The organism is Inquilinus limosus, from assembly GCF_002195995.1.
In the GTDB taxonomy this organism is placed as follows: domain Bacteria; phylum Pseudomonadota; class Alphaproteobacteria; order DSM-16000; family Inquilinaceae; genus Inquilinus; species Inquilinus limosus_C.
This window is the reverse complement of record NZ_NHON01000212.1, coordinates 1-1,992: the sequence shown is the minus strand read 5'-3', so window position 1 is coordinate 1,992 and position 1,992 is coordinate 1. Positions and strand designations below refer to the sequence as shown.

1 protein-coding gene and 1 pseudogene are annotated in these 1,992 nt (G+C 76.0%); both read left to right on the top strand.

Annotated features, from left to right (window positions below; translation table 11 throughout):
* Positions 1 to 232, top strand: a pseudogene (locus BWR60_RS37540) (hypothetical protein); the annotation flags it as partial.
* Positions 201 to 1,682, top strand: a complete 1,482-nt coding sequence (locus BWR60_RS35995; protein ID WP_218823847.1) for a DUF6504 family protein — start codon at positions 201 to 203, stop codon at positions 1,680 to 1,682. The pseudogene BWR60_RS37540 and the gene BWR60_RS35995, both read left to right, overlap by 32 nt.
* Positions 1,683 to 1,992 lie beyond the last annotated feature (310 nt).

Here is a 1,992-nt window from a genome sequence, read left to right as displayed (position 1 = left end):
ACGGTCCAGCGCCGCGGTGACGCGCTGGACCGTGGCCCCGGCGCCGAGCGGCGGCGGCGCCGCCTGGGTCGGCCCGGCGCGCTGGGAGCTGGCCCTGACCCACAGCCGCGGCGGCCGGCCCGGCCGCTGGATCGTGGAGACCGAGGATGGGACGGATCGTCTCGCTGTGGTTGCCGAACTGGCCGATCACGCGACTGAGATTGACCACCCCGCTCGACGCCTGGCCGGCTGAGCCGGTCGCGATCGTCGAGACCGTGGAGCAGCGGCGCCAGGTGGTGGCGGTGGATGACCGCGGCTGGGCCGCCGGCATCCGGCCGGGGCAGAAGGCGACCGATGCCCGCGCCATCCTGCCCACGCTGGCGCTGGTCCCGGCCGATCCCGCCGCCGACGCCCGGGCGCTGGCCCGGCTGGTGGGCTGGGCCGGCCGCTACAGCCCCGCCGTCGCCCCCTGCCCGCCCGACGGGCTGTGGCTCGACATCACCGGCTGCGCCCATCTGTGGGGCGGCGAGGACGGGCTGGCGGCCGACCTGGCCGGCCGGCTGGAGCGGCGCGGCCTGCCCGCCCGCATCGCCGTCGCCGGCAGCTTCGGCGCCGCCTGGGCGCTGTCGCATCACGACAAGGCCAACCCGCGGATCCTGCCCGACGGCGCCGAGCGCGCGGCCCTGGCGCCGCTGCCGATGGCGGCGCTGCGGCTGGACGAGGGGGAGGTGGCGGCGCTGCAGCGGATCGGCCTGACCCGGATCGGCGAGCTCCTGGCGGCGCCGCGCCCCGGCCTGGGCCGCCGCTTCGGCGCCGGGCCGCTGCTGCGGCTGGACCAGGCGCTGGGCCGGGCGGAGGAGACGGTCGGCTTCCGCCGGCCGGCGACGCCCTGGTTCGCCCGCCTGGCCTTCGCCGAGCCGATCGGCACGCCGGAGGATCTGCAGCGCGTCCTCGCCGCCCTGGCCGGCGAGCTCTGCGGCCGGCTGGAGGCGCGGATGATGGGCGCGGCCCAGTTCACCGCCGCCTTCCACCGGGTCGACGGCCGCTGCCAGACCATCGCCGTCCGCACGGCGCTCCCGGTGCGCGACCCGGCACGGGTCGGGCGCCTGCTGGCCGACCGGCTGGACCGGGTCGACCCCGGCTTCGGCGTCGAGGTCGCGACCCTGCGCGCCGACCGGGTGGCGCCGGTCTCGGGCCGCCAGCCCGGGCTGAGCACGCTGGAGGGCGAGGGCGCCGGGATCGCGGATCTGGCGGGCTTCGTCGACATCGTCGGCAACCGCATCGGCTTCGACCGGATCTGGCGCCCGGCGGCGGTGGAGAGCCACCTGCCGGAGCGCTGCGTCGCCCCCCGGCCGCCGCTGGCGCCGGATCCCGCGAAACCCTGGCCGGCCGGCTGGGTGCGGCCCCTGCGCCTGCTGCGCCGGCCGGAGCCGATCAAGGCGATCGCCCAGGTGCCGGACGACCCGCCGACCAGCTTCCAATGGGCCGGCGAGACCCACCGGGTCCGCCGGGCCGACGGGCCGGAGCGCATCGCCTATGAATGGTGGCGCCAGGCCCGGCCGCAGGACCGGGCCGAACCCGACATGATCCGCGACTATTACCGGGTGGAGGACGAGAGCGGGCGCCGTTTCTGGGTCTACCGCGCCGGCCCCTACCGGCCGGACCGGCCGCCGCGCTGGTTCCTGCACGGGATGTTCGACTGATGCCCGGGCCGGTGTTGCGGGTTCTGCACTATTCCAGTCCCCCCTCCCCTTGCGGGAGGGGGATAGGGGGAGGGGSTTGCCGAAGCCCCGAGCCGGCACTTCGAGATCGTCTGCTCCGGTCTTTGCGGAGCATTGTCTCCTCATCGTCATTGCGAGCGCAGCGAATCCATCCAGGGGCCCCACGCACCGGCCCCTGGATTGCGTTGTCGGCTTCGCCTCCTCGCAATGACCATGAGGAGACAAAGCTCCGCAAAGACCGGAGCAGACGATCTCGAAGTGACGGCTCGGGGCTTCGGCAAGCCCCACCCCC